Annotated in this window: 25 protein-coding genes, 1 pseudogene and 1 riboswitch; of the genes and pseudogenes, 17 read left to right on the plus strand and 9 right to left on the minus strand. The window is 69.3% G+C overall.

Going from position 1 to position 23068, the window contains the following annotated elements:
• The first annotated feature begins 125 nt into the window (after positions 1-125).
• The 6 genes from ACFY1J_RS42315 (at position 126) to ACFY1J_RS42340 (ending at position 5584) form a co-directional block, all read left to right on the plus strand.
• Positions 126-449 (plus strand): SHOCT domain-containing protein, encoded by a 324-nt coding sequence (locus ACFY1J_RS42315; RefSeq protein WP_390712739.1) that lies wholly within the window; start codon positions 126-128, stop codon positions 447-449.
• 101 nt (positions 450-550) lie between these two features.
• A complete protein-coding gene (locus tag ACFY1J_RS42320; RefSeq protein WP_390712738.1) occupies positions 551-1132 on the plus strand; it encodes a hypothetical protein in 582 nt (193 codons plus the stop codon).
• The gene (locus ACFY1J_RS42325; protein WP_390733074.1) at positions 1129-2223 is read left to right on the plus strand and encodes a cytochrome b N-terminal domain-containing protein; all 1095 of its coding nucleotides are present in this window, start codon (positions 1129-1131) and stop codon (positions 2221-2223) included. The genes ACFY1J_RS42320 and ACFY1J_RS42325 overlap by 4 nt, the downstream gene beginning before the upstream one ends.
• Positions 2223-2543: a hypothetical protein gene (locus tag ACFY1J_RS42330; protein WP_390712736.1), complete on the plus strand. Its 321-nt coding sequence runs from the start codon at positions 2223-2225 to the stop codon at positions 2541-2543. The genes ACFY1J_RS42325 and ACFY1J_RS42330 overlap by 1 nt, the downstream gene beginning before the upstream one ends.
• A 2-nt stretch (positions 2544-2545) precedes the next feature.
• On the plus strand, positions 2546-5134 hold the full coding sequence (locus ACFY1J_RS42335) for a heavy metal translocating P-type ATPase (RefSeq protein ID WP_390733075.1): 2589 nt from the start codon (positions 2546-2548) through the stop codon (positions 5132-5134).
• 36 nt (positions 5135-5170) lie between these two features.
• Positions 5171-5584, plus strand: coding sequence for a cupredoxin domain-containing protein (locus ACFY1J_RS42340; RefSeq protein ID WP_390712734.1), 414 nt, complete (start codon positions 5171-5173; stop codon positions 5582-5584).
• 388 nt (positions 5585-5972) lie between these two features.
• On the opposite strand, the gene ACFY1J_RS42345 is transcribed toward ACFY1J_RS42340, so the two are convergent.
• Complete coding sequence (locus tag ACFY1J_RS42345) at positions 5973-6410, minus strand: hypothetical protein (RefSeq protein WP_390712733.1); 438 nt, start codon at positions 6408-6410, stop codon at positions 5973-5975.
• 271 nt (positions 6411-6681) lie between these two features.
• Between ACFY1J_RS42345 and ACFY1J_RS42350 the strand changes: the two genes are divergently transcribed.
• A complete protein-coding gene (locus tag ACFY1J_RS42350) occupies positions 6682-7191 on the plus strand; it encodes a hypothetical protein (RefSeq protein WP_390712732.1) in 510 nt (169 codons plus the stop codon).
• 104 nt (positions 7192-7295) lie between these two features.
• Positions 7296-8162 carry a DUF5134 domain-containing protein gene (locus ACFY1J_RS42355; RefSeq protein WP_390712731.1) on the plus strand — a complete coding sequence of 289 codons (867 nt, stop codon included), beginning with the start codon at positions 7296-7298 and terminating at the stop codon, positions 8160-8162.
• 108 nt (positions 8163-8270) lie between these two features.
• Here the strand turns inward: ACFY1J_RS42355 and ACFY1J_RS42360 are convergent, their stop codons facing one another.
• Both ACFY1J_RS42360 and ACFY1J_RS42365 read right to left on the minus strand, forming a co-directional pair.
• Positions 8271-9014 carry a CbtA family protein gene (locus tag ACFY1J_RS42360; protein WP_390712730.1) on the minus strand — a complete coding sequence of 248 codons (744 nt, stop codon included), beginning with the start codon at positions 9012-9014 and terminating at the stop codon, positions 8271-8273.
• Between the two features lie 11 nt (positions 9015-9025).
• Entirely contained in the window at positions 9026-9262 is a 237-nt protein-coding gene (locus ACFY1J_RS42365) for a hypothetical protein (protein ID WP_390712729.1), read from the minus strand.
• Positions 9263-9292: 30 nt separating this feature from the next.
• A riboswitch (cobalamin riboswitch) is annotated at positions 9293-9444 on the minus strand.
• A 154-nt stretch (positions 9445-9598) separates the two neighbouring features.
• Here ACFY1J_RS42365 and ACFY1J_RS42370 point away from each other — a divergent pair.
• The gene (locus ACFY1J_RS42370) at positions 9599-9889 is read left to right on the plus strand and encodes a heavy-metal-associated domain-containing protein (protein WP_390712728.1); all 291 of its coding nucleotides are present in this window, start codon (positions 9599-9601) and stop codon (positions 9887-9889) included.
• Between the two features lie 115 nt (positions 9890-10004).
• Complete coding sequence (locus ACFY1J_RS42375; protein ID WP_390712727.1) at positions 10005-12281, plus strand: heavy metal translocating P-type ATPase; 2277 nt, start codon at positions 10005-10007, stop codon at positions 12279-12281.
• 66 nt (positions 12282-12347) lie between these two features.
• Here ACFY1J_RS42375 and ACFY1J_RS42380 read toward each other — a convergent pair.
• A pseudogene (locus ACFY1J_RS42380) lies at positions 12348-12848 on the minus strand (Ig-like domain-containing protein); the annotation flags it as partial.
• 494 nt (positions 12849-13342) lie between these two features.
• Here ACFY1J_RS42380 and ACFY1J_RS42385 point away from each other — a divergent pair.
• From ACFY1J_RS42385 to ACFY1J_RS42395, 3 genes are all read left to right on the plus strand, one after another.
• The gene (locus ACFY1J_RS42385) at positions 13343-13975 is read left to right on the plus strand and encodes a class I SAM-dependent methyltransferase (protein WP_390712726.1); all 633 of its coding nucleotides are present in this window, start codon (positions 13343-13345) and stop codon (positions 13973-13975) included.
• A gap of 113 nt (positions 13976-14088) precedes the next feature.
• Complete coding sequence (locus ACFY1J_RS42390; protein ID WP_390712725.1) at positions 14089-14799, plus strand: DUF2218 domain-containing protein; 711 nt, start codon at positions 14089-14091, stop codon at positions 14797-14799.
• Positions 14800-14884: 85 nt separating this feature from the next.
• Positions 14885-15070, plus strand: coding sequence for a hypothetical protein (locus ACFY1J_RS42395; protein WP_390712724.1), 186 nt, complete (start codon positions 14885-14887; stop codon positions 15068-15070).
• 279 nt (positions 15071-15349) lie between these two features.
• Here ACFY1J_RS42395 and ACFY1J_RS42400 read toward each other — a convergent pair whose 3' ends face one another.
• From ACFY1J_RS42400 to ACFY1J_RS42410, 3 genes are read right to left on the minus strand one after another with little or no spacing between them, the layout of a single operon-like run.
• The gene (locus ACFY1J_RS42400) at positions 15350-16258 is read right to left on the minus strand and encodes a M56 family metallopeptidase (protein WP_390712723.1); all 909 of its coding nucleotides are present in this window, start codon (positions 16256-16258) and stop codon (positions 15350-15352) included.
• Positions 16255-16623: a BlaI/MecI/CopY family transcriptional regulator gene (locus tag ACFY1J_RS42405; protein WP_390712722.1), complete on the minus strand. Its 369-nt coding sequence runs from the start codon at positions 16621-16623 to the stop codon at positions 16255-16257. Before ACFY1J_RS42405 ends, ACFY1J_RS42400 begins: the two co-directional genes overlap by 4 nt.
• The gene (locus tag ACFY1J_RS42410) at positions 16607-17164 is read right to left on the minus strand and encodes a hypothetical protein (RefSeq protein ID WP_390712721.1); all 558 of its coding nucleotides are present in this window, start codon (positions 17162-17164) and stop codon (positions 16607-16609) included. The genes ACFY1J_RS42405 and ACFY1J_RS42410 overlap by 17 nt, the downstream gene beginning before the upstream one ends.
• 142 nt (positions 17165-17306) lie before the next feature.
• Here ACFY1J_RS42410 and ACFY1J_RS42415 point away from each other — a divergent pair, with 142 nt between their 5' ends.
• From ACFY1J_RS42415 to ACFY1J_RS42430, 4 genes are all read left to right on the plus strand, one after another.
• Positions 17307-17750, plus strand: a complete 444-nt coding sequence (locus ACFY1J_RS42415; RefSeq protein WP_390712720.1) for a hypothetical protein — start codon at positions 17307-17309, stop codon at positions 17748-17750.
• 96 nt (positions 17751-17846) lie between these two features.
• Complete coding sequence (locus ACFY1J_RS42420; protein ID WP_390712719.1) at positions 17847-18497, plus strand: DUF305 domain-containing protein; 651 nt, start codon at positions 17847-17849, stop codon at positions 18495-18497.
• Positions 18498-18632: 135 nt separating this feature from the next.
• Positions 18633-19490, plus strand: coding sequence for a F510_1955 family glycosylhydrolase (locus ACFY1J_RS42425; RefSeq protein ID WP_390712718.1), 858 nt, complete (start codon positions 18633-18635; stop codon positions 19488-19490).
• 148 nt (positions 19491-19638) lie between these two features.
• Entirely contained in the window at positions 19639-20757 is a 1119-nt protein-coding gene (locus tag ACFY1J_RS42430; protein WP_390733076.1) for a HoxN/HupN/NixA family nickel/cobalt transporter, read from the plus strand.
• 231 nt (positions 20758-20988) lie between these two features.
• On the opposite strand, the gene ACFY1J_RS42435 is transcribed toward ACFY1J_RS42430, so the two are convergent.
• The gene (locus tag ACFY1J_RS42435) at positions 20989-22359 is read right to left on the minus strand and encodes a sensor histidine kinase (RefSeq protein WP_390733077.1); all 1371 of its coding nucleotides are present in this window, start codon (positions 22357-22359) and stop codon (positions 20989-20991) included.
• The gene (locus tag ACFY1J_RS42440; protein WP_390712715.1) at positions 22352-23062 is read right to left on the minus strand and encodes a response regulator transcription factor; all 711 of its coding nucleotides are present in this window, start codon (positions 23060-23062) and stop codon (positions 22352-22354) included. The genes ACFY1J_RS42435 and ACFY1J_RS42440 overlap by 8 nt, the downstream gene beginning before the upstream one ends.
• Positions 23063-23068: the final 6 nt, after the last annotated feature.

Genomic DNA, 23068 nt, shown 5'->3' on the forward strand with positions numbered 1-23068 from the left:
GTCACTCCTACCCCCACCCAGTAGGGGCCCACCGTCCCCGGCACAGGGCCATCCGGCCTATGCACTAATTCCCTTAGTGAGAGGACGGTGGCTGTAAACCGCCCTTCCTGGCGCGGTTGCAGTCCATGTCCAGCTCTTCGATCCTGGAAGTGATCGCCATGATGTTCTGGTACGACCACAACATGAGCGGCTGGGGATGGTTCGGCGCCTCCCTCGGAATGCTCGTCTTCTGGGGCCTGATCATCACGGCCTTCGTCCTGCTCTACCGCGCTCTCAGCCGGTCCGCACCCGGCGTCTCACACGACACCACCCCTTGGACGCCGCCGACGCCGCCCTCCGCCGAGCAGCTGCTCGCCGAGCGGTTCGCACGCGGCGAGATCGACGAGGAGGAGTACCAGCGTCGACTGCGGGTGCTGCATTCCACCAGTGCCGACCTGACCAAGCACTGATCCAAGCGGGCACGTCCCGCTCTCCACCGCGGAGACCCCACGGCCGCGGACCGTCATTCCTCAGCAAGCGCAGAAGAGCGCCATGAACGAGGTTGACCGTCATGCGTAGAAACGAGGCCTTCCGGCGAAGGCCAGGTCTGATCGTGTCGGGAGCGGTCGCCGCGGCTGCTCTGCTGATCCCCATCGCCACCTCCGGCACTGCCTGGGCGCACGGGGAGGAGAGCGACGAGTCGGCGGTGCTCGTTGAGCAGGCCGTCGCGCTGATCGCCAATGATGCCTACGAAGACCAGGTCGCCGAGCGCGTCGACGACGCCCTCATGGCCCCGCACAAGGAAGGCGTCGACCTGACCAAGGTCCGCAAGGCGCAGGACCTGATCGAGCAGCCGGGCTACGGCGCGGCCGTCAGCGGTCAGGTCAAGGGGCTGCTGCTGGACTCGCTGGGCGGCAAGCTGCCTTCCGCACCCAAGTCCGGCCGACCCGCAACCGGCGACGAGACCGGCACGAGCGTCGTCCTCGACGAGTTCCGCCCCGCACGCGGCATCTCCGACGGCGGTGACGCCGTACTGCTCGGCCTGGGCGCCGCCGCGATCGGCGGTGGGCTGTGGCTCTCGCGCCGCCTGCGCCCGCCGCACACCCTCCGCGAACTGGAACACCGCGACCGCAGGCATCGGGAGGCGTCATGACCGCCCACCAGCCCGAACGCGCTGCCGACGCCGGACCCGAGCCCACCGCAGCAGAGACCGCTCACCGCGGCAGCTTCCGGCGAGCCGTCGATGTGATCGACGACCGGATGGGCATCAAGGCGCTGGCCTATCCGGTGCCCGAGCACGCCAACAACCTGACCTGGAGCCTGGGCGGCCTGACCGTGGTGTCATTCGTGACGCTGCTGGTCACCGGCGTCTACATGGCGCAGTTCTACTCGCCGACCCCGGAGGACGCCAACCAGTCGGTGCGCGGCCTCGTCACCGACGTCTGGCTGGGCGGCTTCGCCCGCGGCCTGCACTACTGGGCGGCCCAGGCAATGTTCGTCTTCGCCCTGCTCCACCTGCTGCGGGTGTTCTTCCACGCCTCCTTCAAGAAGCCGCGCGAGGGCAACTGGATCATCGGCAGCGCCATGTTCCTGCTCGCCTTCCTCGCCGTCTTCACCGGCACCGTCATCAAGTGGGACCAGGAGGGCTACGAGGCCCTGGCCCACAACCTCGACGTCGCCAAACTGCTGGGCGGCGCAGGCATCTGGTTCACGCCGAAGCTGACGGACCGGGTGCCGATCGTGGAACGCCTGTACACCGCCCACGCGGTCATCATCCCCGGCCTGATCCTGCTGCTCTTCGTCTGGCACGCGCTGCTCGTCAAACGGCACAAGATCTCGTCCCACCCGGCGATCCCGAAGCCGGAGGAGGAGGTGCCCGAGCCGTTCACCGCGCACCTGAAGCGGGTCGGCGCCTTCGGACTCGTCCTGCTGGGCGTGCTGTCGATCCTGGCCGTGGTCCTGCCTCCGGTGCTCGGTCCGACGCCGGTCGCCGACATCGAGATCACTCGGCCGCTGTGGATGTTCTGGTGGTTCTTCCCCATGGAGGAGTGGTTCGGGGTCGCCTCGATCGCCTACGTCATCGCGGGCGTCTTCGCCCTGATCTTCCTGGTGCCGTTCCTCGACCGCAGCCCACGCCGACTGTGGCGTGAACGCAAGATCTCCATGGCCATCGCAACAGTGTTGCTACTAAGTCTCATAGCTGTCACTGTCGAGGTGTGGGTCAACAACCCGAAGGGCCACTGATGAACACCCCCGGTCGCACACCCCGAGGGGCCGGTGTCGACGTCCGCCGCGCGCAACGGTGGTTCTGGGCGCTGACCATCGTGGCCACACTCGCGATGGGCGCGCTGTACCAGGGGCTGCGCTCGGCACCCGGCCTCGGCACCGGAGTCCTCGTCCTGATCAGCGGGCTCGTGCTGGCAGCCTCCAGCGTCCAGGCGGCTCGCATCCTGACCGTACTCGCCGGGCCTCCGCGCCTGCCCCGCCGTCTGCGGCTGCGCCCACCCGGACGGCGTCCGACCACGGCGCACGCCTCGGGCACCCATCCGTCGAAGGAGAAGTGACCGTGCGCGACCACCACGTGGAGCACGCTGGCCACGCGCATCATGACGGTCCCTCGGAGCCTCGGCCCGCGCCGCCGCCCAAGGAGCGCAGCACCGCGGTGCTGGACGTACGGGGCCTCAGCTGGGCCTCCCAGCAGAGCACCGTCACCGCTGTCCTGCGTCGGCAGCCGGGCGTGCTGGATGTCGAGGCCAACCCGGTGGGGCAGACGGCGACGGTGGTCTTCGACCCACGGCGTACGTCCCTGGCCGAGTTGCGGCACTGGGTGGAGGAGTGCGGCTACCACTGCGCAGGCCAGTCGGTCCCGGCCCACGTCTGCGACCCGATGGCCGAACCCGATCCCCCTTCCCTGACCGCGCCGGCGCCGACTGCCCACACGGGCCCCGCGGCAGCGACTGTGCCGTCCGAGCACGGCGCCGAACCCCAGGTGCACGAGCCACACGTCCACGAGCCCAGCGCTCCTGCCGAGCACGCGGCCCACGAACACGAGGAGGAGATGCCCTCACCCCACGAGATGATGGGCCACGGCGGGCACGGAGCGATGTCGATGGCGTCCATGGTCGCCGACATGCGCAACCGGTTCCTCGTCGCCGCGCTGTTCTCGATCCCCATCGTGATCTGGTCGCCGATCGGCAGGGACGTCTTCAACCTGGACGTGCCGGTGCCGTTCGGGCTGCGCGAGGACGTGTGGGCACTGCTGCTGAGCCTGCCGGTGATCTTCTACTCGTGCACGATCTTCTTCGACGGCGCCATACGAGCCCTGCGCGCCCGCACCCTGGACATGATGGTGCTGGTCGCGGTCGCCGTCGGCTCCGGCTGGCTGTACTCCCTGATCGTCACGCTCACCGGCGGCGGGGACGTCTTCTACGAGGCGGCCACCGTGCTGGCCTCCTTCGTGCTGCTCGGCCACTGGTTCGAGATGCGGGCCCGCGGCGGCGCCAACGATGCCATCCGCACGCTCCTCGACCTGGCCCCGCCCAAGGCGCTGGTGCTGCGCAACGACGAGCCCGTCGAGGTGCCCACCGCCGAGGTAAAGGTCGGCGACCTGCTGCTGGTCCGCCCGGGCGCGAAGATCGCCGTCGACGGCGTGGTCGAGGAGGGCACCAGCGAGGTCGACGAGTCGATGGTCACCGGCGAGAGCCTGCCCGTACACGAAGAACCCGGCGCGCAGGTCGTCGGCGCCACCATCAACGCCAACGGCACGCTCCGCGTCCGCGCGACCAAAGTCGGCTCGGACACCGCCCTCGCCCAGATCGTCAAGCTCGTCCAGCAGGCCCAGAACTCCAAGGCGCCCGGCCAGCGACTGGCCGACCGGGCGGCGTTCTGGCTGGTCTTCGTCGCCCTGATCGGCGGGGCCGCCACCCTGGCCGTCTGGCTGCTGGCCACCGATCGATCCTTCGGCGCCGCGATGCTGTTCGCCATCACCGTCGTCGTGATCACCTGCCCGGACGCACTCGGCCTGGCCACCCCCACCGCGATCATGGTCGGCACCGGGCTGGGCGCCAAGCGGGGCGTGCTGTTCAAGAACGCCATGGGCCTGGAGACCTCTGCCCGCATCCAGACCGTGGTCATGGACAAGACCGGCACGCTCACCAAGGGCGAGCCGGAGGTCACCGACGTGATCACAGGCACCGGCATGACGGAGAACGAGTTGCTTCGCCTGGTCGCGGCGGTCGAGCGCGAATCGGAACACCCCCTCGCGGAGGCCGTCGTGCGGCACGCCGAGGCGAAGGAACTCGCCACCGAACGTGCGGACGGCTTCGAGAACGTCCCTGGCCACGGCGCCATCGCCCAGGTGTCCGGCCACCGGGTCGTGGTCGGCAACCGCCGCCTGGCCGAACGCGAGGGCATCGACCTCGGGGAACTGACGCAGAAACGGGACGAGTTGGCCGCCACCGGCCGCACCGTCGTGATCGCCGCCGTTGACGGCCGAGCGGCCGGACTGATCGGCATCGCCGACGCGCCCCGAGACACGTCCGCCACCGCTGTGAAAGAACTGCACGCCCTCGGCGTCGAGGTCGTCATGCTCACCGGCGACAACCAGGCCACCGCCGAGCGGATCGCACAGCAACTGGGCATCGACACCGTCATCGCCGAAGTCCTCCCCGGCGACAAAGCGGCCAAGGTCGCCGAACTCCAGGCCACCGGCCGCAAGGTGGCGATGGTCGGCGACGGCGTCAACGATGCCCCGGCCCTCGCCCAAGCCGACCTCGGCATCGCCATCGGCGCGGGCACCGATGTCGCCATTGAGACCGCCGACCTCGTCCTGATGCGCTCCGATCCGCTGGACGTGCCCACCGCCCTGCGCATCGGTCGCGGCACCCTGCGCAAGATGCGTCAGAACCTCGGCTGGGCCATCGGCTACAACGCGATCGCCCTGCCCATCGCCGCCGGCGTCTTCGAACCGGCCTTCGGTCTGGTCCTCCGCCCAGAGATCGCCGCACTGTCCATGTCCGGCTCCAGCTTCATCGTCGCCGTCAACGCCCTGTCCCTGAAAGGACTCCGGCTGCCCGGCACGGCCCCAGCCCCCGCGTCACCCCCACCGGAGACCGCCGCCCCCGCCGTCGACAAGCCCGCCCGGCGGGCCGCCTGACGCCGCCCCGTACCCCACCCCCGAAGGGTCGCCCCGATGTCACCTTCAGCCCGTCGCCGACGCACCGTTCCCCTGCTCCTCGCGGCGATTGCAGCCCTGTCGTTCTCGACCGCCTGCTCCAATTCGGGAGGCGGATCGACATCGACCACGCCAAGCCCGGCTTCCTCGGCCCCCGCTCCCGCCTCTACGAACGCCGGCGCGCCACGCATCACGATGAAGAACTTCGCCTTCAACCCAGCCACGTTGACGGTGAAGGCAGGCGAGAAGATCACCGTGGTCAACGAGGACTCCACCGCGCACACCGTCACGGCCTCAGAGGGTGGGGCCTTCGACACCGGCAGCATCGCCGGCGGCAAGTCGGGGACCTTCACCGCCCCGTCCAAGGCCGGCAGTTACGCCTTCACCTGTACCTTCCACCCGAACATGAAGGGGACGCTGACCGTGCGCTGAGCCCGCGCCAGCGTCCACCGCGCCCATAGGGCCGCACAGTGGTAGTCAACCCGCCCTCAGTCGAACGACCAACTCAAGGGCTCCGGCTGGGGCGAGAGTCCTGCCCAGCCGATGTCCTATACCCCTATGGGGTATAGGACATCGGAGAGGTTACGGCACTTCTCGGCGGAGAGTGGCAGAGGCATGGGCTGGCTGCTGGCAGCGGTGACGAGCGGCGCACTCGCGCTGTTCAGCACCTACTGGGACGACTCGCTGCACACGGATGTGGGACGTGACGGCTTCTGGAGCGCACCGCACGTGCTGCTCTACGGCTCGATCCTGGTCACCCTCGGAGCACTCGCCCGCTGGGCGTGGCCGCATGCCCGTCGGCAGGGAGTGGCCGGCATCCTTAGGGACCCGTCCTGCGAGGGACCGTCGTCTCCGGAGCGGCCGTGGGCATCGCGGCGCCCGCGGATGCGGCCTGGCACACCGCCTTCGGCCGGGACGCCGTACTGTGGAACCCCCCACACCTGCTGGCCATCGTGGCGACGATGGCACTGCCGTGGCGCTGTCGCGAGCCGTCGTACAGGAAGGCGGCAGCCGTCTGGCGGTCTCGGCCGCCGACTCCCTGGTGCTGGCCGCGGCGCTGGTGCCGGTCATGGAGTACGACTCCGACGCGCCCCAGTTCTCGGCGCTCTGGTATCTGCCGGTCGTCAGCGCCGGCGTGACCCTGGCCGTGGTGGTCATCCGCCGCTTCGACCCGCGCCCGGACGCCGTCGTCGGCGCCGCCCTGCTGGTCACCGCGGCCCGGCTGCTGACGGTCGCCTTCCTCACCCTGCTCGGTCACTCCACGCCGATCGTCCCGCCGGTGCTCATCGTGGCGGTTGCGGTCGACCTCGTGCACCGGTGGCGCCCCTCGCCGTGGTGGTTGGCCCTCGTTGCGCCGATGGCCGTGCACGCGACGTTCGTGCTGCTGCTTCCGGTGGTGCCGCACGGCACTGCCGTCTCCACCGATCAGGTCACTCCCTCACTGCTGTTGGCCCTTCCCGGCTCGGCTCTGTCTGATAGTCCTGGCGTCCGAAGGCGTGCCGCGCATCTGGCGCCGCGGAGTACAGGCCATGGCCGTCGCCTCGGTCCTCCTGCTCGCTCTCCCTCTCCTCACCGCGACCCGCGCCCTCGCCCACGACCCGGGGCAGGGCACCGCTGTGGGCCAGGCGCGGTGGACGGCGTTCGTCGGGCAGCACGGGGTCGACGTCACGCTCACCACGGACGACCCGGCACTTCGCCCCGTCGAGTTGGTCGCACACCGCGCCGGAGAGAAGGCCACCGGACGACTCACACCCGTCGCCGACGGCACCGAGCGCGGCCGCATCGCGGAGAGCCGCTGGTTCCTGTGCGCGACGTTCAGGGACGCCCGGAACCGGACCGCGGAGAGCTGGGTCGTCGTCCAGCAGGGTTCGGAACGGAATATCTCCGAGACGCGGCCCGTGTATCTACCTCCGACGCAGACGTACGGGGCCAGCCGGACCGCCGCGACCGTGGTGCTGTACGGCATGAGCGCGGCGATCCTCGTCGCAGTCGCCCGCTCCGGTCGCGGCGGCCGACTCCCAAAGCCCCAGCAGAGCTGACGATGCGCGAAATCCCACCAGCCTCCTGAACACCACCCGTATCCCAAACGTACTAAGGGCACTAGCAGTTGATGGCCCACACGGGGACGCTCGGGAAGGCGGCAATGGGAAACGCGACGCTCAGTTGGTCCATCGCGGCGGTCGCCGCTCTGGTGGCGGCCGTCAGCGCGGTCCGGATGGTGACCACCAGCGGCGAGACACAGCTCGCTGCGGGCGGCGAGCTCCTCATGGGCCTGTGTATGGCCCTCATGACCCTGCCCGCGACCCTCGCCTGGTACGCGGACTACGGCATGTGGTGGGCGGTGGCGTTCGCGCTGCTCGGGCTGGGCGGTGTGGCGCTGGCGGTCAAGCACACGCGCACGAGCGGGTGGCAGCACGGCCGCCACTGGGTGCACCTCATCGTCGGCAGCTTCGGCATGGTGATCATGACGCTCGCGATGACGAGCACGTCGTCCGGTCCCGTCCTCGCGCTCGGGTCCCCCATGGCAAACATGCCGGGGATGGAGAACATAGCGGACACCACGAGCACCGGCGGCACGGCCGGGATGAGCTCGATGGAGGGGATGGAAGGGATGGGGTCCATGCCCGGGATGGGCATGCCGGGCATGACCGACACGGCGGCCAGTACCGGTGTCTCCGGGGACTCGAGTGCCGTGTGGCGCATACTCATCGCCGCGCTCGCGGTGTATTTCCTTCTCTCGATCGCCGCGTCCGTGTGGGCGCGGGTACGCGGCACGCACAAGAACCTCGCCGCGGGCCGGAACTGGGGGCGCTGGCTGCTTGCCGTCCCGGACACACTGGTTGTGTTCCTGGCGTCGCTGACGCTCTCCGTCTGGGACAAGGCGCGGACGGGCGAGCCGACTTGTCGGGGCCGCCGCCGTAAGGTCGGCGCCGCACCGGACGCCGCACTGGCGGCACACATCGGCATGGGGGTGACCATGTCCGGGATGCTGCTGATGATGGCTGCCTGATGGCAGCCATCATCAGCCCGGCCCGGCAGATGCCGGCCGGTCCTCGATGGCCGCGGCCGGCATCGGCAACGTACGCGCATGCCGGCCGCGGCCCTGCAGCCTGAGCCGTCAGGCGGCGGGAACGGCCGGGAGGGGCGTGGCCGCCCTCACACCGCGCGCCGCCCGCAGCCCGAGGAGGCCGAAGCCTGCGGCCATCCCGCCCCACATCAGCCCCATGGAGGCGGCCGAGAGCAGCCGGAAGTCCCACACCGGCGTGGCCGGGGCGCTCACCGCGTCAGGGTTGTCGGGGAGCGCGAACAGCAACGCCAGAGCGGCCACGACAACGGCCGCCACGACGAATTGGCGCGCAGGCGCGCCGTACTCGCGCTGGGCCAGCCACTCGTGCAGCCGCCAGGCCAGCACGACGGCGATCACACCGATCGCGATCGCCGCCAGCCAGGCTCCGGACCGAAGCCCGATCGTTCCCGGATCGCCAACGCCCGGAGGATTGGCGGGATAGCGGAGGAACGGCAGCAGCCAGACGCCGGTGAACGCGGCTCCCGCGAGCGCCAGGGACCGCTGCCAGGGGGTGGCGTCCGGGTCCCTGTGGTACAGGATCGCGTACACCACGGCGAAGAGCACCCCGATCGCCGCGCCGGTGACGACGGCGGCCACCACGAGACCCGCGTGCTGGGTGGAGCGGGAGAAGACCTCGGCGGCGGTCGTGCCGCTCGCCTCTTCACGGGCGGCCTCCAGCCGCACGGCCCGGTCCAGTACCGGCTCCGCGAACAGGTACGAGAAGCCGCCGCTGACCAGCCCGGCGGCCCCGCCGGCAAGCGCACCGCGCCCCAGCAGAGACAGGAGAGAAGTCATCGACGTGCTCCTCAGTGGCAGGGGGCGCCGAGGAGATGGCGGCCGTCGTGGGCGAACTCGTGGACGTAGTTGGCCGATGCCGCGATCTTGCCCAGCACCGGGGAGAGCAGTGCGCCCTGGTCCAGGAAGACCGCGTCGAGCGCGACCAGCGCGAGGATGACCACCGCCGCGGTGATGAGTCCGTCGCGCAGCGGATGGACGACCAGCCCTGTGACCGATCGCGCCTCGGGGACCGCCGAAGCACTCATGGAACCTCCTCATGGGGTGCACACGCCCCACTTGCCTGGAGGACGACGGGTCAGTGTCTGACTCCCGGGGCACCCCGGTCACAGTGGCGGGACCGTCCCGGATTCTCACCAGGTTCCTGCGCACCGTCGCCTCGATGTGAAGTTGTCGTCGCAGGTCCGCGACGCATACTAAGCACCTTAGTGAGCACAGCACGGGAGGGCCAGAGCCGTGTGGGCAGCATTACAGGTGGAGAAATACCCCCAGGGGGTATAGTCTCCGTTGTCGTCGGGATGAGCCGAAGAATCCCTATCGGCCTCAGGACCGACCCCACGCATCCACACCCTGAGGAAGAAACAATGACCGAACAGACGAACTCCAGCTCCTGCTGCGGCGGTTCCTGCGGCTCGGGCACCGCGACCGATGTTCAGGGCATCGGCGTCACCACCGTGTACAAGGTGTCGGGCATGACCTGCGGCCACTGCGAAGGCTCGGTCTCGAAGGAGATATCCGGCCTGGAAGGCGTCACCTCCGTCACGGCCGTCGCCAAGACCGGAGAGGTCACCGTCACCTCCGCCGCCCCGCTCGACGAGGCGGCCGTGCGCGCCGCCGTCGATGAGGCCGGCTACGAGCTCGTCAGCCAGGCCTGACGGCCCCTTCGGGGCTCGCCGCCCCGGCCATCACGCGATTCGCCTCCCCACGCCGGGACCTACCGCTCCGCTGATACGGACGCCGTACGTCCCGGCCTCCTTACAGGAGATACGCATGACCAGCACGGCACCCGAGACGACGCTCAGCGGTACGGCCTCTGCCCCCTCCGAAGTCGAGCTCTCCATCGGCGGCATGACCTGCGCCTCGTGCGCGGCCCGCGTCGAGAAGAAGCTCAACCGAATGGACGGCGTCACCGCCACGGTCAACTTCGCCACCGAGAAGGCGAAGGTCGCCTACGGCCCGGGCATCGAGGTCGCCGATCTCATCGCCACCGTGGTGAAGACCGGCTACACCGCCGAAGAGCCGCCGCCTCCCGCTCCCCCGGCCGGCGACACCGCCGAGGCCGCTCCGGCGGAGCCGGACGGCGAGCTGCTCTCCTTGCGTCAGCGTCTGACTGTGTCTCTGGTGCTTTCGGTGCCGGTCATCCTCATGGCGATGGTTCCTGCCCTGCAGTTCGACAACTGGCAGTGGCTGTCGCTGTCGCTGGCCACGCCAGTTGTCGTCTGGGGCGCCCTCCCCTTCCACAGGGCAGCGTTCACCAATGCCCGGCACGGCGCGGCGACCATGGACACGCTGGTCTCCATCGGCACGCTCGCCGCCTTCGGCTGGTCGCTCTGGGCGCTGTTCTTCGGCCATGCGGGCATGCCGGGCATGCGGCACGGCTTCGGCCTCACCGTCTCCCGCACGGACGGCTCCTCCTCCATCTACCTGGAGGCCGCGGCCGGCGTGACCGCCTTCATCCTCTCGGGGCGCTATCTGGAGGCGAAGTCCAAGCGCAAGGCAGGCGCCGCCCTGCGGGCGCTGCTGGAGCTCGGCGCCAAGGACGTCTCCGTGCTGCGTGACGGCAAGGAAGTCCGCGTTCCCGTCGCACAGTTGGCGGTCGGCGACCGGTTCGTCGTACGGCCCGGCGAGAAGGTCGCCACCGACGGCACCGTCGTCGAAGGCGTCTCCGCCGTGGACGCGTCCATGCTGACCGGCGAGTCCGTACCCGTCGATGTGACCGTCGGCGACGCGGTAACCGGTGCCACGGTCAACGCCGGCGGCCGGCTCGTCGTGGAGGCGACCCGCGTCGGCGTGGACACCCAGCTCGCACGGATGGCCAAGCTGGTCGAGGACGCGCAGAACGGCAAGGCCGAGGTGCAGCGCCTCGCCGACCGGATCTCGTCGGTCTTCGTGCCTGGGGTCATCCTCATCGCCCTAGGCACCCTGCTGACCTGGCTGTTCGTCACCGGTGACGCCACCGCCGCGTTCACCGCGGCCGTCGCCGTGCTCATCATCGCCTGCCCGTGCGCGCTGGGTCTGGCCACGCCGACCGCACTGATGGTCGGCACAGGGCGCGGCGCCCAGCTCGGCATCCTGATCAAGGGTCCGGAGGTGCTGGAGTCCACGCGGCGGGTCGACACCGTCGTCCTGGACAAGACCGGCACCGTGACCACCGGCCGGATGACCCTCCAGGACGTGTACGTCGCCAAAGGCATGAAGGAGGGCGAACTGCTTTGGGTGGCGGGCACGTTGGAGCAGGCCTCCGAGCACCCGATCGCGCGGGCGATTGCCGCCGGGGCCATCGAGCGGGTCGGAAACCTGCCGGTCCCGGAGAACTTCGACAACGTCGCCGGCCTGGGCGTCCAGGGCATCGTCGACGGGCACGCGGTGCTCGTCGGACGCGAGCGGCTTCTGAAGGAATGGGCCATCGAGCTGCCCCTCGAGCTGGCCGAGGCCAAGTCCGCGGCGGAGGCCGAGGGCCGTACGGCGCTGGCCGTCGCCTGGGACGGTCACGCGCGCGGTGTGCTCACCGTCGCCGACGCGGTCAAGGAGACCAGCGCCGAAGCCGTCGCCGAACTGCGTCGACTCGGCCTGCGGCCCGTCCTGCTGACCGGCGACAACCAGCTCGTCGCAGAGTCCGTGGCCCGGGCGGTGGGAATCGACGAGGTGATCGCCGAGGTCCTCCCCCAGGACAAGGTGGACGTCGTCAGGCGACTGCAGAACGAAGGCCGTACGGTCGCCATGGTCGGCGACGGCGTCAACGACGCGGCTGCCCTGGCCACCGCAGACCTTGGCCTTGCGATGGGCACCGGCACGGACGCGGCGATCGAGGCGGGCGACCTGACCCTCGTACGAGGCGACCTGCGCGTGGCCGCGGACGCCATCCGCCTCTCACGCAAGACCCTCGCCACCATCAAGGGCAACCTCTTCTGGGCGTTTGGCTACAATGTCGCCGCCTTGCCTCTGGCCGCCTTCGGCATGCTCAACCCGATGATCGCGGGCGCGGCCATGGCGTTCTCCTCGGTCTTCGTCGTGACCAACAGCCTGCGGCTGCGATCCTTCAAGTAACCACGAGCGGCGAGGAATTCGATGGGAGGCACCCGGCAAGCCCGGGGCCTCCCATCGTCGGTCGAATCAGCCCCCCCCCGGCCTGTCCAGGAAGTGCCCCAACTCTGCGTTGAGCGCATCCGGTCGCTCCAACATCGGCATGTACCCGGTACGTTCGATCACCACTGCCTCAAGCGGTGCCGTGACACCAGCGATGACATCGGTGCCCGGCTTCCAGAACGCCTTGGGCCGCAAGTCGATCCGGTCCCGTCCGTCCCGGTCCTTCAACCAGCTCCACGCGCCGGCGAATACGGGGCTGGAGGTGACCTCCAAGCGGCGCTCGACGGCCGCCTTGTCGTGGATCGGCTTGTTGAACACGATCGAGACAGGCATGGCCACGCCCACCGTGGTGCCCTTGTCCGGGTGGTACTCGCCGACGAAGGTCTGGTCCTTGCTCGGCTCAGCGGTGGTGAAGGTGGCGCTCCTGCTGCGCTGCTTGCCGTCCTCGCCGGTGGCGCGGGCCTCCACGTTGTAGGTCACGCCGAGAGCGAGCTTGGCGGACGACGTCCAGGTGGCCCGTGTCCTTCGAAAGCGCGCCTGCCAGCGTGCCGGGTCCGTCTGTGCTGACCTTCACAGAGGTGAGCTCCCCGCCGTCGGCGCGCACGGTCACCTTCCGGTCGACGGCAACGGCCGAGCTGTCAGTCGAGGGCGTGATCGTGATCTGCGCACTTCGGGGGCGCCACCTGCTTTAGCGTCGTCGCTTGGTCCGGAACCATCCGAGCCCGCCGCACTGGTGGAGGCAGCCAGGACTACGGATCCGGCAGCGGCCAAGGCAGCGGCGCGGATCCCTGTGCTGCATCCGGAGGACTTCCCGATGGGGCTCCACGGTGCGGGGACGCGCTGCATGTCCACCTCCGCCGAATGGACCACTAGGCATGATTCCTGTCCGGGCACACATCACCCCGGCACCACCAAGGGTGCGCATGACGTCGACATCAATACAGTCAGACTTGATATAGACACTCTGTCTCGATAAGGCTGGCCTGATAAAAGCCGGACGACGATCCGGACGATCACCGGCGATGGAGGACACCCTCATGTCCAGCCCGCACCGCCACCTCGGCGTCGACACTCCGCGGCACCGGCCCGACGACCTGTACGCCAGTCGGCCGGCCTGGGACATCGGTCGACCCCAGCCGGCCTTCCTCGCACTCACCGACGCGGGAGAAGTCCGAGGCCGAGTGTTGGACGTCGGCTGCGGGACCGGCGAGCACGTGCTCATGTGTGCCAGCCTGGGCTTGGACGCCACCGGCATCGACCTCGCCTCCCGCGCCCTGGAGGCCGCGAAGAAGAAGGCACGCGACCGGGGCCTTGCCGCACAGTTCCTCCACCACGACGCCCGAAAGCTGGGCGATCTCGGAGAGTCCTTCGACACCGTCCTCGACTGCGGGCTGTTCCACATCTTCAACGACGAAGACCGCGTCGCCTTCGTCGACAGCCTGCGAGCCGCGCTGCGGCCGGGCGGTCGCTACTCGATGCTCTGCTTCAGCGACCAGCAGCCCGGCAGCCAGGGGCCGCGGCGGGTGACGCGGGCCGAGATCGAAGCCTCTTTCGCCGACGGTTGGCGAGTCGACTCCATCGAACCGGCCACCATCGACATCACCACCAACCCGGGCGGCGTCCGGGCCTGGCTGGCCGCCGTCACCAGGATCTGACCTCCGCGGGGAGGGCGCCCTGGAGCCATGTCCCAACTTGTCGATGCCCACTCGACCGCATATCCGCGCACGAAGGCGCCCGCCCTGCGGGACAGGCCCGAGAAAGGAATCCCATGCCGACCGCCGAAGCACGGATCGCGACCGACCGCGCGAGCCGGTACCTCGTCCAACTCTGCCGCCACACCAGCATGATGCGGCGGATGCGCCACCAGGCGCCCGCCGCCCATGGCGGCCGTCAAATGCCCGACGTCCAGCACGTCGAGTGGTCCGACACCCATGGAACCGTCCGCTTCGCCGAGGGCCAATGGGCTCTTGACGCCACCCCGGACGCCTTGACGCTGCACGTCGAAGCCGACGACGAAGACGCCCTGCAGCGGCTCCAGAACGGCATCACCGGACGCCTCGAAAAGATCGGCCGACGCGACGGGCTGACGGTCACCTGGCAGGATCCGCCGACGCCTCCACCCTCCGGCCAAGTCCAAGCACCCAGGGACGAAAAGTGGAGGCGCCGAAGGCTCGCCAGAACGATAGGCCTGCTGGCGGTCGGCGCACTCGTCGTCGCCCTGCACCTGGGTGCGGCTGGAGCGGCGCTGGCTGCCACATCGTGGACGGATTGGGCCGCCAACGGCGTGCTGGTACTCATCGTGCTGAAGGTCGTCTTCATGGCCGGCCACGTCGTCCTGGGCCGCCTAGGCATCCGTCGGGGCAAAGCTTTCCTGGCCCACCGCAGGCCGCGGCACGCGCAGCCCGAGCCCGCCACCACTAACCCGGCTGAGGCCGCGGGAGCGCAGGCCGGGCCAATGAGGAGCGAGGAGCAGGCATGACGACACACCTCGACATTCCTAGCGCCCCGTCTGTACCACGAGCGGGATCGCCCCGCCACCAGCGAATGAGGGCGTCGACGACTTCGTGCTCGAGATGCCCACCGTCTGCGTGCCCACGAACAGCGCCGCCACCCGGTCCCGCCGCCGACTCCCGCCCGAGAGGTGCGGCAGCGGCAGCGAAGTCGGCGAATCGCTCGGCGAGTGGGACCTGCCGCTGCATGGTGCGGTCAACCAGACGCTGCACCGGGCGATGCAGGCGTACCTCGTCTGACGCTGAGTCTCGGCCTGCTGCGGGGCCGTCGGCCAGCCCAAATCGATCTCATGTGGCAAGGGGCTCCCCTCTCACAGCATTCACTATACAGCTAAGGAATTTAGCAGTAGGGTCCTAAGGCACCTCGACGAGGCCGGGTGTCCGTGTTCGAGCGCCGGGTTCCCCGGCGTTTAGCTGGAAGGCGGACGCGGCTCCCGGTGAGGTGCTCCTGCTGTGTGGAAGCACGCAGCCGCGCAGAGATGCGCAACTGTTAAGGGGATAGTGCGGGTCCTGTACGAGTCAGGGCCCGCACGCCACCAGCAGGGGCAGCAGCGGAGCCGCGATGGTCGCCGCAACAATGCCAAGCCAGGCCGCGCGGTGCGGCCGGGGCTCCGGGGTGAGGACGCGCCGCAGCCGGATGACGGCGCCCGATCCACCGGCCCCCAGGGCCACCTGCGGGGCCCGTCCGGCCGCAACCTCGCACATCGCGGTGGCGAAGACCTCCCGGGAGTGGAACCGCAGCGCGCGGTCGTCCGCGATCATTTCCAGCAGCAGGTTGGTCTGTTCCTTGGCGTGCCGGGCGAGCGGCAGGCCAAGGAACGCGCGGGAGAACGCGTCGACGAGGATCTTCAGCAGGTGATGCCGACCCGCGATGTGGGCACGCTCGTGATCCAGTACGGCTCTCAACTGCTCCTCGGACAGCGCATCCAGCGCGCCCCGAGTGACGACGATGTGAGAGCCACGTCCCGCGAGGCAGTAAACAGCCGGGACGTCGTAGTCGACGATCGTGGCGCCGTACTCGGGTGCCGGCTCGCCGACAAGGGTCAGCAGGTCCAGCTGACGGGCGCGAGCACGTCGAGCCCGCCAGGCGCACCGAACCAGCCAGCAGACCGGCAACAGCACGACCGTGACGGGGGCGGCGATCCCCAGCGCGTCCCCGAATGTGGGTGGCGCGTTGCTGGCCGGGGCGTCGGCGCCCAGTCCGCACACGGTGAGCAACCCGACCAGTCCGTCGTGCACGTGCTGCTCGGTCATCACCATGTGGTACACCGCGAGAGCGGTGGCGACGACGAACGTGACCATGAGACCCTGCCACGCCAGGACCGCGACGCCCGGCGCGCGGTGCGCCCACCGGGCGCGAACCAGCAGGGGAGGCACCGCGGCGCCCACGAGGACCGCGTATCCCGCCAGCCCCACTGCTGTGATCATGCGCTGCTCCGCCTCTTCACCGCTCGGAGCGCCGAGCGTAGCGCGTCGACTTCCTCTGTACTCATCTGTTCCAGGAAACTGGCCAGAGCACCCGCCGGGTCCGGGTTGTCGTGAAGGGCGTCCTGCATCAGCGCCGCCGTGTACTGCTGACGCGTACATGTGGGCGTGTAGACCCAGGCCCGGCCCTCCTTGTGCCGCGTGAGCATGCCCTTGCGGTAGAGGATGTCAGCGACGGTCTTGACCGTGCTGTAGGCGAGGGTGCGCTGCTTGTTTATGTCCGTGAGCACGTCGCGGGCGGAGGCAGGACGCCCCCAGGTCCACAGGCGGTACATGATCTCCGCCTCCAGCTCACCCAGCTGACGCACGACCGCTCCCTTCGCCCTCGGGCTGCGACGCTCCCGGCACCAGCGCACGTTCATCGTAGGCTTCGGGGCTCTGACGATCTCCGAGGTCGTACGGGGAAGGCGCACGAGGCACCGGGCAGGTGTCGGCTGTACGCAGGCGGCGTACGAGCGCGTGCACGAGCAGTGCCAGCGAGGCGACCGCCAGGAAGGGCTGCGCCGGGGCCCAGTACGAGCGGGCGCCACTGACCCCGATGGCCAGGACCACCAGTTTGTTGCAGATCGGACAGCCCACGGCGAAGGCGGACAGCAGCCCGGCGAAAACGGCGCGGCGTGAACGCGACCCACTGCTCTTCACGGCCGGGGGTTGTCCAACATAGGTCGCCACCAGCAGACCCATGAGGAGCGACGTCACTGCCCACACTGGATAGTTCCACCACAGCACGGGGGTCATCCGGGTGTAGAAGGGCGTGGGCACGACTCCGGTCGGCACGCCGATCGCGACACCGGCGACGAAAGCCACGGCCGCCGCTGCCGCCCACTGACGTGGCGTCCAAGTACCCATACGCCCGCCTCTCCGTCGAAGCCATTACTTTCAATCAGCTTAGTAGAACAGCGGATGCCAGCCCCGTCACAGCATCCGGTCTCCCGCTTCGGTACTGTCGGACTCGATCCGCATCAACCGGGCCGGAGGTCCCGCAGTGAACGTGAGCCGACGCCTGCGAACAGGAGGCGCCTTCGGGCACCTGCTGCTCGTCGTCGTGCTCGCACTCGGTGTGTTCGTCATGCACACCGTGGGGCATCCCGACGACTCGGCTTCAACCCGCACGCGCATGGCGTCCCATGCGTCGATGGAGACGACGGGCGACCGTTCGGCGGCTCATGAGCCCACCGCGTCCACACACGCGAGCCAGGCGGCAGGCCAGAAGCGCTCGACGTCCGCGGATACACCCGTGATGGCGATGGACATGCTCTCGCTGTGCACGGCCGTGATGCTCGGCGCCTGGGTGCTCGCCGCCCTCCTGCGTGCGGCACTCAGCCGCCACCCCGATTGGTTGGCGGACCTCCTCGCCCGAGCACCTGTCCTGCGGCGCCCCAACCCGCCACCACGCGGGCCTGCTCTCACCCAATTGTCGGTCCTGCGGCTGTAGGCCGATGCGCTCTCGCAGGCGCGCACTCTGCGCGACCTCGCGCTTCCGCATGCACCCATACAGCTAGAAGCACCGACACACGAGGTGAGATCGACCATGAGCGCCTTCACGCAAACCCTCCGCCACAAGCCCGCCCGCCGCATCGCCGCCGTTGGCGTCATGGCGGCCGGAGCCCTGCTGCTGTCCGCCTGTAGCGGCGGCACGGACGGTATGAACGGCATGGACCACGGCAGCAGCACGTCGTCGGCCACGGCAGCAGCCGATGCCGGCAAGGCCGCCCCTGCCAGTGACTTCAACGAGGCGGACGTCAAGTTCGCGCAGATGATGATCCCGCACCACGAGCAGGCTCTGGAGATGGCCAAGCTCGCCAACGGCCGCGCCTCCGACTCGGAGGTCACGGACATCGCTGCGAAGATCGAGAAGGCCCAGGACCCCGAGATCACGACCATGAAGGGCTGGCTGCAGTCCTGGGGCAAGCCGGAGGCGATGGGGGACATGCCCGGCATGGACATGGGCGACGGCATGATGTCCGACAAGGACATGGAGGAACTCAAGGCCATGAAGGGCGCCGAGTTCGACAAGATGTTCGCCCAGATGATGATCGCGCACCACAACGGCGCGATCGCCATGGCCAAGGACCAGCAGAAGAACGGCCAGAACACCGGCGCCAAGAAGTTGGCCGACGACATCGTCACGGGCCAGTCCGCCGAGGTCAAGCAGCTCCAGAGCATCCTCGACCGGCTCTGAACCGCATCACCCACTGAACGTTCCGGTCTCCTCGGCACATGTCGAGGAGACCGGAACGGTCGCCCCTCTCCTCCCCCGCCTCACAGCGCCCGGCCGGCTTCCGCCCCTCGGCGCCCACCCGACTCCCGAGGAACCATGAACAACCGCCATGCCACCGCGGCAACCATCGTCCTGTCCCTCGCCCTCACTGTGGCCGCCTGCTCCAACAGCGATGACAAGGCGGACTCGAAGGGCTCGTCCGCGACGGCCCTGAGCCACATCCACGGTCTCGGCCTTGATCCCTCCGACCAGCGCCTCTACGTCGCCACCCACGAGGGCGTCTACACCCCTGACGCCAAGGGCAAGCCCACGCTTGTCGGCAACAGCGAGGACGACTTCATGGGCTTCACGGTGGCGGGGGACAAAACCTTCTACGCCAGTGGTCACCCCTCCCAGGGAGGCAACAAGGGCCTGATCAAGAGCACGGACGCCGGCAAGACCTGGGAGGCACTCTCCCTGTCCGGGCAGTCCGACTTCCACTCCCTGGATTACGCACACGGCACGCTTTACGCCTACGACGCCACCAACGGCCTGCTGCGCACCAGCAAGGACGGCAAGACCTGGAAGAACGGCGCGACGCTCCAGGCACTCGACATCGCGGTCAGCCCGAGCAACCCCGACCTCGTCCTGGCCACCACAGCCGAGGGAATCGTCCGCAGCGCCGACGGCGGCAAGACGTTCGCAAAGGGAAGGCAGCCCGTCATGGCCTTCCTCTCGTGGACGACGAAGGACGCCCTCTACGGCATCGACACCTCCGGCGGGCTGAACCGCAGCGCCGACGGCGGCGCCACCTGGAAGTACGTGTCGACCCTGCCCGGCGGCCAGCCTCAGGCCTTCACCGCCGTCGGCGCCGAGCACGTCCTGGCCGCCACCCAGAACGGGGTGTACGAGTCGAAGGACGGCGGCAAAACCTTCGCCCAGCGACTCGACGTCGAGGCGGCCGACGCGCACTGAGCGCGTCGCCGCACACAGCCACCAATCCGCCCCCCGCACCCCATCCGAACCCAGGGCAGACAGTCGGCCGCGCCTTACTGCATATGATTCGCATCTAAAGGAACAGTGCAGTAAGGCATGACCAACATCATCACGAGGGAAGCTGCCCATGAGTACCAACGCTGCGGCCACCCGGCCGAGCCGCCGGTTCGACCGTGGAGAGATACACCGCCTGGTGGCGATGTACGGCTTCGTGGCAGCGCTGCACATCGCGGGCTTCGGTCTGTTCGCCTACTACAACGCCCGCTACCACGGTCTCCCCAACAGCCAAGGCGAACTGCTCTACGCAGGCGCGGCTGGGCTGGCCTACACCCTCGGGATGCGGCACGCCTTCGACGCCGACCACATCTCGGCGATCGACGACACCACCCGCTACCTGCTGCAGAAGGGCAAGCGTCCGCTCGGCCTGGGCCTGGCCTTCTCGCTCGGCCACTCCTCCGTCGTCTTCGGCCTCTCCGTCGCCATCGCCTTCGCCGCGCAGGCCGCGAACCGCTTCCAAGCGGGTTTCGCCAGCATCGGCAGCGCCATCGGCACTTTAGTCTCCGGGGTCTTCCTGTACGCCATCGCCGCGCTGAACTTCGGCGTATTGCGTGGGATCACGCGCACCTGGCGCGAGGCCAAGGCAGGGCGCCATCGCCCAGAGGAGCTGGAACAGCTCCTGTCCGACCGCGGCCTGATGAACCGCGTCTTCAAGGGCCGCTACAACAGGCTCATCGAGCACAGCTGGCAGCTCTACTTCGTGGGCCTGCTCTTCGGCCTCGGCTTCGACACCGCCACCCAGGTCGGCGCACTCGGCCTCGCAGCCGGCTCGGCAGCGGACGGCACCCTGCCGCCGCTCGCCATCATCGCCCTACCGCTGATCTTCGCGGCCGGCATGAGCCTGATGGACACCACCGACGGGGTCTTCATGGCGAAGGCGTACGAGTGGTCGTTCTCCAACCCGATCCGCAAGATCTACTACAACCTGATCATGACCGGCCTGTCGATCTTCGTAGCGTTCGTGGTCGGCACGGTGGAACTGGTCTCGCTGCTCGCGGAGCGACTCGGCGCAGCCGACCGAGCGCCTTGGCCATGGCTGGCGGGCATCGACCTCAACACGATCGGCATCATCATCGTGGTCACCTTCCTGGCGACATGGATCGGCGCCGTCGCCCTGTGGAAGCTCCGCCGCTTCGACCAGCGGTATCCCACGCACATCGAAGTGGAGGCCGACGCCGCGTCCGTGTGACGTACCGGGCTGGGCCCTTCTCTCCCTGCTCGCCGTCCAGGCGGGAACTCGGGTTATCGACCGCGTAGCGCACTTGTCGGTGTTCACGGTGCCGGATGTGCCCTGGGGAGGTCCGCTCGTCACGCAGTAGCGCATGGCGCGCAGAATGCATCCGGGCTCGGCCGTACGCACACACCGACGCTCCGGCTCGCCCAGCCTTGGTCCGCCGGTGATCGGGCCCCATCGTCCTTGTCAGTTGTTGAAGGCGGGAATGCGGGTGGTGAACGTGGTGCCTTGGCCGACTGCGCTTTCGGCTGTGAGAGTGCCGCCGTGTGCGGCGGTGAGTTCGGCGGCGACGGCCAGGCCGATGCCGGAGCCGTCGGCGCGAGCGGAGCGGCTGCGGAAGAAGCGGTCGAAGACGTGAGGTAGTTCGTCGGCGGGGATGCCGGGGCCGGTGTCGGTCACGCGCAGGTCGGCCCAGCCGTCCTCCTCGCGGAGGCGGACGGTGACCGTGCCGCCCGCGGGGACGAACTTGACCGCATTGGTGAGCTGGTTGGTGACGATCTGCCGCAGCCGTACCGGGTCACCGTCGACGCGGACCTCGTCCAGATCGGTGTGGACGGTGATGCTGGCGTCGGTGAAGGAGTCGGCCAAGCCGCTGACTGTGTCGCTGACCAGGTCGGCCAGGGACAGCGGTCGGCGTTCCAGCGTGAAGGCGGCCGCCTCCGCGGAGGCGAGGGCTTCCAGGTCGGCGACCAGGCGGGTCAGGCGCACGTTCTCGTCGTGCAGGGAGGCGATGGCCTTGTCGGTGGGTGCGCGGACGCCGTCCTGGATGGCCTCCAGTTCGCTGCGCTGGATGGCGAGCGGCGTGCGCAGCTCATGCGCGACGTCGGCAGCGAACGCGCGGCGCAGTTCGTCCTCCTTCTCCACCCGGTCGGCCATGGTGTTGAAGGCGGTGGCCAGCTGTCCGATCTCGTTGTTGGGGATGGTGGTGGTCCGCCGGTCGCGTCGGCCCGCGGCCAAGTCCTCCGCTGCACGAGTGAGTTCGGCGATGGGAGCGGTGGCGCGACGGGCCGTGTAGACGCCGACGACGAGAGCGGCCAGGGCCGCGGCGAGGGCACCGCCGACCAGCAACTGGTCGACGGACGTCTGGAAGTCCTTGTCGACGGCCGGGATCGAGCCTTGCGGGACGCGGACGTCGAGGGTGCCGACCTGCTGCCCGTTCACGGTGATCGGCAGGCTGTGGGGCGGGCCGAGGTCGCCGGTGCCCATCATGTCGCTGTGCATCTTCAGCGTGGCGGCGTCGGCGTCGGCGTCAGCGAGCGCCCAGACCTTGCGGCCTTGCGCATCGTGCACTTCGGCCTCGGAGCCCGTCATGGTCACGGTGGAGGCGAGTTGGTCGAGGGACGTTGTCTTCCATCCGTCGTCGCGCTGGTAGGCATCGGCGAAGAGAGCCACCAACTGCTGCTGACGGACCCGTCGTTGGTCGGCGAGGTAGTTGTCGAAGCGGTTGCCGAACGCGGTGTTGACCAGTACGGCCGTCAGCACGGCCGTGCCGATGCCCAGCGCAGCGAAGGCCAGGGCGAGGCGGCGGGCGAACCGGCCGCGCTGCAGTTCACGCATCGCGGTCCACATCACGCTCTACTCCGAGTTTGTAGCCGACGCCGGGCACGGTGACGATCACCGTCGACGGCGGGGTGTCGCCGAGCTTGCGGCGCAGGTTCTTCACGTGCACGTCGATGGTGCGCTCGTATGCCTCGAAGGCGTGGCCTTGGACACGCCCCACCAGCTCCGTGCGGGACCACGCCCGGCCGGGGCGGGAGGCAAGGGCGGCCAGCAGGTCGAATTCCATCCGGGTCAGATCGACCGGCTGCCCACTCGCATGGACCTCGCGGCGCTCGCTGTCGATCCGCAGCCGGCCGTCCCCGTACGAGAGCGCCTGAGGCTCCTCCACGCGGGAGCCGCGAGCCCGGCGCAGCACCGCCTCCACGCGGGCAACCAGTTCGCGGGGGCTGAACGGCTTGACGACGTAGTCGTCGGCGCCGAGCCGCAGCCCCATCACCCGGTCGTTCTCGCTGGCCTTCGCGGTGAGCATCACGATCGCCACATCTGTCTGCTTACGCAGCAGCCGGGCCACTTCCTCGCCGGGCAGGCCGGGCAGGCCCAGGTCGAGGACGACCAGGTCGGGGTGGGAGGAGGCGGCGACGTCCAGTGCGGCTCGGCCGTCGCCGGCCTCCAGGACCGTGTAGCCGTCGCGTTCCAGATAGTCGCGCAGCAGGCCTCGCAGCTTCGCCTCGTCGTCGACGACCAGCACCGTCGCGCTCACGGGTGC

Source organism: Streptomyces sp. NPDC001406 (assembly GCF_042895285.1).
In the GTDB taxonomy this organism is placed as follows: Bacteria; Actinomycetota; Actinomycetes; order Streptomycetales; family Streptomycetaceae; genus Streptomyces.